Origin of the sequence: Synechococcus sp. F70.1, assembly GCF_047502745.1 — a bacterium.
Lineage (GTDB): Bacteria > Cyanobacteriota > Cyanobacteriia > Thermostichales > Thermostichaceae > Thermostichus.
Genome location: NZ_JANSJL010000066.1, coordinates 1 through 7,598, shown reverse-complemented (window position 1 = coordinate 7,598; position 7,598 = coordinate 1). Strand labels below are relative to the sequence as shown.

Here is a 7,598-nt window from a genome sequence, read left to right as displayed (position 1 = left end):
GGCCTACGGCCCGCTAACGCGATCAGCTCAGCCATTGGCTGCCGAGGAGCCGGCTAGCTCGTTCATGCGTTGTGCCAAGGCAAAGTCCAGCTCCGTAATGCCCCCGGCGTCGTGGGTGGTGAGATCCACCCGCACGCGGTTGTACACATTGGTCCATTCGGGATGGTGGCCCATGCTCTCAGCCACCAAGGCCACACTGCTCATCCAGCCAAAGGCTTCGACAAAGGAGCGAAACTGAAATTGGCGGTGCAGCTTTCCCTCCCGCAAGGACCAGCCCGGCAGGCTTTCCAGCTTGGCTTGGATCTCTGCTTCGCTCAGCTTGACAGGTCTGGACATGGGCGTTCCCCCCACTCGTTGCCACCGCTTTCATCAAAAAGGGAACTGAGAACAAGGCCTGGCTTACTTACAAAACTTCATAACCTTCTGGATCAGCTGTGCTGGCGCCGCCGAGGGGCTTATACAGCCAGTAGCCTTGCACGCTAAAGTGGGCCTGCTTGTAAAAGTTGAGGGCAGCCTGGTTGTGGCGATAAACCTGCAGGGTGATGGCTGCCAACTGCTGCTGGGATCCCCAGCGTTCCACCTGTTGCATCAAGGCCCTGCCCAGCCCTCGCCGGCGGTGAGCAGGATCCACCCAGAGCAAGAAGACGTAGGCTACCCGCCGATAGGTGGCTTGATCGGTAGAGATGCCGGCCCAAACACCGCCCACTGGCTCCCCTGTTTCTTCTTTCAAGATCCACCAGCAGGGGGTACGCGGGGGGTCAAAGAGGCGATCTAGCGTCTTCTCCAGGTGATCCCAGTGCTTCTGCTCGGGGAAAGATTCCTGCAAAGTGGCCTGCAGTCCCCGCCGCACCCAGGGTCGATCCCAGGCAGAGCCAATGCGCCAACGGTAGCCGGCAGGCAAAGGGATCCCAGTTTCAGACATAGGCAGGCATCCAGCAACCAGAAAGAGCTACAGGAGGGGCTTCCTCTATCGGTGCAGGCTGGGCCATATCTTGGGGTAGAAACGAGCGGATGCTCACCACCACCAGAGTAAACAGGAATACCAGTAGGATCAGGGCGGGAAGGACGTACTGCCGCAAGAGATCCATAGGCTGAGGGTGCTAGACTACAGACTATTTTGCAGCGCCTGGCCCCTGTCTTTCAGGACCCAATTCCCCCAGCCTACTTTGCAAGACTGGCGCGCCTGCAGAAGAAGCGATCCCCTATCCTCGCACCTGCAACAGCTCGCGGCGATGGCTGGGTAGTCGCCAGCACATCTCCAGCCAGCTCTTCAGCTCCTCCGGTTGGCTGGCAAGGCTCATTTCCACCAACAAAATGGCAGCTCGATCGCTAGCTCCTCTGGCTCCCAGCTGAATAAGGGCGGACAGGCTGTCTTCCCGCCAGTAGACGGATACCCCCTGCCGGATTAGAGCCTGGGCTGCCAGCGCGATACAGGAGGTTGGCACCTGGATCTCTCGCCGCTCGTAATCGAGAGGAGGCAGCATGAATGGCAACCCAAATCTTTATCATGTTTTAATCTTCTTCTCTTTTCGCCGGCTTATCCTGAGTCTTTGCAAACTGTGAAGTGAACTTTTGCGAACTTTTCGAGATTCAGGGACATCAGCGCTCCTGCTTTCTCGTCCTTCTGCAACTTGCCCGAGGCTAGGAAAGCCGGGCAGAAAGCTTAAAAGATGGCGAAAGCTCCTGCCTCCCTCTGAAGGCGGTGGCAACAATACTGGCAAGGGCAGGAGGGAGGCAGCTGCTAATGGAAAGGTGGCCAAGGCAGGTAAGCCGCTGGCTGCCCCAGCTTACTCTGGCGGGAGCGGTGTTGATCCTGGTGGCAGCGGGCAGGCCGCTGCGCTTGGTGGGCAACGGCGAGAACATGGTGCTGTTTACCTGGGGAGGGGGGGTGAGCCCGACGCCCCTACAGCCAGGCCTGCACTGGGTACCGCCCTTTGTCTCGCGCACGGTCACCTTCGATGTGAAAACCCAAGCTCTGACCTGGAAAGACAACGACCCGACCGCCTACGCACCGCGGCTGGTGGCCCTTTCTCAGGATGGGCAGCAGATTGCGGCTGAGGCGACGCTGCAGTTTCGCATTGTGGACGCCCCCAAGGTCTATACGCAACTGGGGGAGAACTACCTGGATCGCATCGCTCCCATTGTCCGCTCGGTCATCCTCAACGAGACCAGCGGCTTTTCCGCCCAGGCTCTGTATTCCACGGAGCGCCCAGTGCTCCAGGGGCAAATCCGGGAACGGGTGGCCCTTTTGCTCAAGGAATATGGCATCGAGGTTTTGGATTTTCTGCTGCGAGACATAGACTTCGACCCCGATTTTGTAGCGGCTATCGAAGCAAAGACCATCGCCGAAAACGAACTGGTGAAAAAACAATTTGAGATCGAGCAGGCGCGTCAGGAGGCCCGCGCCATCATTTCTCAAGCCGAGGCAGAAGCCGGTCAACTGCAAGCCAAAGCCGAGGCCCTCACCCGAAATCCCCAGTACCTGGAGGTAGTGAAGGCTGCCGTGCTGGGATCCCGCCTAGAGACGCTGGTTACCAAGTAGCCGTGCCGTCAGCCCCAATCTGGGAACAGGAGCAACTGCCGTGTATCCGACAGAGGAAGTGCCCCCGCGCCAGAGGCGTTGGTTAGCTGGAGCAGCAATCGCTCTCCTAGCGGCCCTGGGAATGGTTCGCGCCTGCCTGTACGTCACCCCGCCTGGCCACGCCACCGTGGTGTTCAATACCTTTTCCGGGTTGCAAAAGGGGCGGGTGGAGCTGCCGGGGGTGATGTTCCGGATCCCGGGGATCGAGACGCCGATTACCTACACCGTGCTCACCCGCGTTTGGGAGTTTACCAACGACCCCAACTCCCCCAATGCCATCAGCAACGCTATTGCAGTTAACACTGCCGATGGGCAAGCCTTTACCGTCGACGTGGCTATTGCCCTCCGGCCCAACATCGCCACCCTGGACGAGCTGCACGCCACCATCGGCGAGAACTATCTTTCAACAGTGGTGGTGCCGTTGGTGCGCTCCAAAATCCGCGATATCTCCGCCTCTTTCGAGTCTGAGGATTTTTACCGCAAAAGCCAGCGCATGGCCATCGAGCAGCAGGCCCTGGACTTGATCCGCCAAGAGATGCCCACCGTCAACCGCAACGGCCAGACCTTGCCCTTGATAGAGGTAGAAGGCCTCTTCCTAGGCCATGCCGATTTCCCCCAGGCCCTGCGGGACTCCATTGAGCGCAAACAGGTGGCCTCGATTACTGCGCAGACGGCAGCGGTGCGGGCGCAGATCCAAGAAAAAGAAACGGAGCGGTTGTTGATCTTGGCGGCGGCAAACCAGCGGGCCATTGAGCTGAAAGGGAAGGCGGCAGCGAAAAACGCCCAACTAGCGGATCTGCTGTTTTACGAGAAGCTGCAAGAGCGCATCCAAAACCCGACCGACTCCCTTCCCCCCTTGCGCATCATCCGCGTTGAGGGGGAGGCCACTGTGTTCCTCAATGTGGATCCTCACCAGGCAGCTCTGCAACAGGCGCAGTAGTCAAGCTTGGCCCTCCCATCAGAGCTGCCAGGGCAGGTTGAGGCAAGCGGCAGCCTGCTGTGCCTTGGCCACCACAATCACCCCCGCCACAGGGATCCCGGCAGCAGCCAAAGCCTGGTGCGCTGCCTCTACCGTAGAGCCGGTGGTGTAGATGTCATCCAGCAGCAACACCGGCGTAGCCGGAGGGCACTTGAGGGCAAAGGCTCCAGCTAGATTTTGCCGACGCTGCTGGGGGTTAAGCTCGTGTTGGGGCGCCGTGGCCCGCACCCGCACCAGGGCAATGGGCAGGTGGCGAAGACCCGTGCGCTCGCAGAAAGCCTGGCTGATCAAGGCTGCCTGATTGTAGCCCCGCTGTTGCAGCCGCTCCGCATGGAGCGGAATGGGCACCACTGTATAGTCCTGACGAAGCAGGTCAGAACGCCGCTGCCGGCTCTCCAGCCAGCGGGATCCCAGCCATTCCCCCAAGACCGCGCCAATCCGCCGCTGTCCCTGGTATTTCAGGGAATAGAGGGCTCTCCGCAGCGCTCCCCGGTGGATCCCCCAAGCATAAAGCGGCCAGGGCGAGGTGGTGACCGGCCAGGAGTCGAGCCGCTCCGCCTGCAATTGCCTCTGGCAGTCTTGACAAAACACTCCCCTAGCTGGCCGCTGGCAGAGCGGGCAAGGAAGTGCAATCCACCAATCCAGCCAGCCCATGGCTGCTGCAAGGTGCTCCTGTCGGTTTCAGTCTAGAAAAAGAGGAGCTGGAGACCCGACGGTTGACGGCGGGATCCCTGCTTGCTAGGATTAGGTACTGCCAAATAAAGACTAGCCGTCCTGGCCAACCCATGCCCACCATTCAACAGCTAATTCGCAAAGAGCGAAGCATTGCTGTCCGCAAGAGCAAGTCACCCGCTCTGAAAGGGTGTCCGCAGCGGCGGGGAGTTTGCACGCGAGTGTACACAACAACGCCCAAAAAGCCCAACTCAGCCCTGCGGAAGGTGGCACGGGTTCGGCTGACCTCTGGCTTTGAGATTACAGCTTACATTCCCGGCATTGGCCATAACCTGCAAGAGCACTCCGTGGTTCTAGTGCGCGGCGGACGGGTAAAAGACTTACCTGGCGTGCGCTACCACATCATTCGCGGCACCCTTGACGCTGCAGGAGTCAAAGACCGCAAGCAAGGCCGCTCCAAGTATGGCGCAAAACGACCCAAGCCTGGTCAAGCGCCAGCCGCTACAGGCAAGAAGAAATAGTCTTCTTCCGAGACCAGTTTCCTATCCTGCATTACCCCTCTCTAGACAGTCCCACTATGTCTCGCCGTAGCCGTGCCCCTCGTCGTGAAGTGCCCCCAGATCCCAAATACGGGAGCCGTTTGGTGACCATGCTCATGCGCAAGATAATGATGAGGGGCAAGGCGTCTCTAGCTGCCAGGATTCTCTACGAGGCTCTTGACCTTGTGAGGGAGCGCACTGGCCAGGAGCCGCTGGCCGTTCTGGAAAATGCCGTGCGCAACGTCACCCCTCTGGTGGAGGTCAAAGCGCGGCGCGTGGGTGGGGCCACCTATCAAGTACCCGTGGAGGTGAGGCCAGAGCGAGGTACCTCGCTGGCGCTGCGTTGGCTAGTCACCTTTGCCCGCACTCGCTCAGGCCGTACTATGTCAGCCAAGTTGGCCAACGAGATCATCGATGCAGCCAACGAAACCGGCGGTGCCATCCGTCGGCGAGAGGAAGTCCATCGTATGGCTGAGGCCAACAAAGCATTTGCTCACTACCGCTACTGAGCTTGTCTGGCCAAGTAAGGAGGCAGTGGTTGCTATCCCTCTCCATAGCCTAGGAGAGGCGTAGGATCTGGAGAAAAGTCGGCAAAAGAGATTAAAATTGTAAAGGTTTTTTAGTTTGCCTAGGTCGCAGGGCGACGAGGATTGGGAGGTTAACGTGGCGCGCACAGTTCCCCTAGAGCGAGTCCGCAATATCGGCATCGCAGCTCACATCGATGCCGGCAAGACCACGACGACGGAGCGGATTCTTTTTTATTCGGGCCTGGTGCATAAGATGGGCGAGGTTCACGAGGGAACCACGGTAACCGACTGGATGGAACAGGAACGGGAACGGGGTATCACCATCACGGCTGCAGCCATCACCACCCGCTGGACAAAGCGGGATCCGGAAAACCCCTCCCAGCCTCTTGCCGGTGCGCCAGAGTACACCATCAACATCATCGATACACCCGGCCACGTGGACTTCACCATTGAGGTGGAGCGCTCCATGCGGGTGCTGGACGGCGTGATTGCTGTCTTTGACTCCGTAGCAGGCGTGCAGCCGCAGTCAGAGACGGTCTGGCGCCAAGCCAATCGCTACAACGTGCCCCGCATTGCTTTTGTTAACAAAATGGATCGCATGGGGGCCAATTTCCTCAAGGTTTGCAACCAGATCCGGGAGCGCCTTAAAGCCAATGCCGTTCCCATTCAATTGCCTGTTGGGGCAGAGGAAGAATTCCGCGGCATCGTTGATCTGGTGCGCAGGCGGGCCTACATCTACATGGATGAGCTTGGCAAGGACATTCGCTCCGAGCCGATCCCAGAGGAAATGAAGGATCTGGCAGCGGAGTACCGGGCCAAGCTGGTGGAAGCTGTGGCTGAAGTCGATGAAACCCTGATGGAAAAGTATTTTGCCGAGGAGGACTTGAGCGAAGCAGATTTAATACTAGGTCTGCGCAAGGGCACCATCAGCGGTCAAATTGTGCCGATGCTCTGTGGCTCTGCCTTTAAGAACAAGGGCATCCAGATGCTTCTGGATGCAGTGGTGGATTACCTCCCCTCTCCCATCGACATTCCAGCCATCAAGGGCATACTGCCGGATGGCACAGAGGTGTCACGCAAGGCCAGCGACGAGGAGCCTTTCTCCGCCCTTGCCTTTAAGCTGATGAGCGACAAGTATGGAGATCTCACCTTTATTCGCGTCTACTCCGGCGTTCTGACCAAGGGCACTTACGTGCTCAACTCTACCAAAAACAAGAAAGAGCGCATCTCGCGACTGGTGGTGCTCAAGGCAGATGAGCGTCTGGATGTAGATGAGCTGCGGGCAGGGGATCTGGGAGCGGTGCTGGGCCTGAAGGACACCACCACCGGCGACACCCTCTGCGACGAAAATGCTCCGGTGATCCTAGAATCCCTCTACATCCCCGAGCCGGTCATCTCCGTGGCCATTGAGCCCAAAACCAAGGCGGATGTTGACAAGCTCTCGAGGGCGCTGCAGGCCCTGGCCAAGGAAGATCCCACCTTCCGCGTCTCGGTGGATCCAGAAACCAACCAAACCATTATCTCCGGCATGGGCGAGCTCCACCTGGAGATTCTGGTAGACCGAATGCTGCGGGAGTTCAACGTGGAGGCCAACGTCGGCAACCCGCAGGTGGCCTACCGCGAAACCATCCGCAAGGCCGTCAGCCGTGTGGAAGGGAAGTTTATCCGCCAAACCGGCGGCCGCGGCCAGTATGGCCACGTGGTGATTGATTTGGAGCCGGCAGAGCCAGGTACAGGCTTCGAGTTTATCTCAAAAATTGTGGGTGGGGTCATTCCTAAGGAATACATTCCACCGGCTGAGCAAGGGATCCGCGAAGCCTGCGAGTCTGGCGTACTGGCTGGCTATCCGCTGATCGATATCCGCGTCACCCTGGTGGACGGCTCCTTCCACGAGGTGGACTCTAGCGAGATGGCCTTTAAGATTGCCGGTTCAATGGCTCTCAAGGAAGCCGCTCGCAGAGCCAACCCCGTACTCTTGGAGCCTGTGATGAAGGTGGAGGTGGAAGTGCCCGAAGCCTTTGTCGGGGATGTTATTGGGGATATCAACGCCCGCCGCGGCCAGCTGGAGGGGATGACTACCGAAGGTGGCACTTCCAAGGTCACCGCCAAGGTTCCCTTGGCAGAGATGTTTGGCTATGCCACCGACATCCGCTCCAAGACGCAAGGGCGGGGTATCTTTACGATGGAGTTTAGCCACTACGAGGAAGTTCCTCGCAATATCGCGGAAGCCATCATTGCCAAAAGCAACTGAAAAAGGAAGTGAGGATTCATGGCACGCCCTAAGTTCGAACGCACCAAAC

10 protein-coding genes are annotated in these 7,598 nt (G+C 58.8%); 5 read left to right on the top strand and 5 right to left on the bottom strand.

Features of this window, described 5'->3' with window-relative positions; genetic code table 11:
• Positions 1–27 precede the first annotated feature (27 nt).
• From NW860_RS07155 to NW860_RS07140, 4 genes are all read right to left on the bottom strand, one after another.
• Entirely contained in the window at positions 28–336 is a 309-nt protein-coding gene (locus NW860_RS07155; RefSeq protein ID WP_414396012.1) for a 4a-hydroxytetrahydrobiopterin dehydratase, read from the bottom strand.
• Positions 337–403: 67 nt separating this feature from the next.
• Positions 404–922 carry a GNAT family N-acetyltransferase gene (locus NW860_RS07150; RefSeq protein WP_414396013.1) on the bottom strand — a complete coding sequence of 173 codons (519 nt, stop codon included), beginning with the start codon at positions 920–922 and terminating at the stop codon, positions 404–406.
• Complete coding sequence (locus NW860_RS07145; RefSeq protein WP_414396014.1) at positions 915–1,088, bottom strand: hypothetical protein; 174 nt, start codon at positions 1,086–1,088, stop codon at positions 915–917. The genes NW860_RS07150 and NW860_RS07145 overlap by 8 nt, the downstream gene beginning before the upstream one ends.
• A 114-nt stretch (positions 1,089–1,202) precedes the next feature.
• Positions 1,203–1,484: a hypothetical protein gene (locus tag NW860_RS07140; RefSeq protein WP_414411924.1), complete on the bottom strand. Its 282-nt coding sequence runs from the start codon at positions 1,482–1,484 to the stop codon at positions 1,203–1,205.
• Between the two features lie 260 nt (positions 1,485–1,744).
• Between NW860_RS07140 and NW860_RS07135 the strand changes: the two genes are divergently transcribed.
• Together NW860_RS07135 and NW860_RS07130 are read left to right on the top strand one after the other, a co-directional pair.
• Positions 1,745–2,542, top strand: a complete 798-nt coding sequence (locus tag NW860_RS07135; RefSeq protein WP_414513319.1) for a prohibitin family protein — start codon at positions 1,745–1,747, stop codon at positions 2,540–2,542.
• Positions 2,543–2,663: 121 nt separating this feature from the next.
• Positions 2,664–3,521, top strand: a complete 858-nt coding sequence (locus NW860_RS07130) for a prohibitin family protein (protein WP_414513317.1) — start codon at positions 2,664–2,666, stop codon at positions 3,519–3,521.
• A gap of 18 nt (positions 3,522–3,539) precedes the next feature.
• On the opposite strand, the gene NW860_RS07125 is transcribed toward NW860_RS07130, so the two are convergent.
• Positions 3,540–4,124: a ComF family protein gene (locus tag NW860_RS07125; protein WP_414513315.1), complete on the bottom strand. Its 585-nt coding sequence runs from the start codon at positions 4,122–4,124 to the stop codon at positions 3,540–3,542.
• Positions 4,125–4,345: 221 nt separating this feature from the next.
• Between NW860_RS07125 and rpsL the strand changes: the two genes are divergently transcribed.
• The 3 genes from rpsL (at position 4,346) to fusA (ending at position 7,549) form a co-directional block, all read left to right on the top strand.
• A complete protein-coding gene (gene rpsL / locus NW860_RS07120) occupies positions 4,346–4,753 on the top strand; it encodes a 30S ribosomal protein S12 (RefSeq protein WP_414396020.1) in 408 nt (135 codons plus the stop codon).
• 56 nt (positions 4,754–4,809) lie between these two features.
• Positions 4,810–5,280: a 30S ribosomal protein S7 gene (rpsG, locus tag NW860_RS07115; protein WP_414396021.1), complete on the top strand. Its 471-nt coding sequence runs from the start codon at positions 4,810–4,812 to the stop codon at positions 5,278–5,280.
• 154 nt (positions 5,281–5,434) lie between these two features.
• Positions 5,435–7,549: an elongation factor G gene (gene fusA / locus NW860_RS07110; protein WP_414513349.1), complete on the top strand. Its 2,115-nt coding sequence runs from the start codon at positions 5,435–5,437 to the stop codon at positions 7,547–7,549.
• Positions 7,550–7,598: the final 49 nt, after the last annotated feature.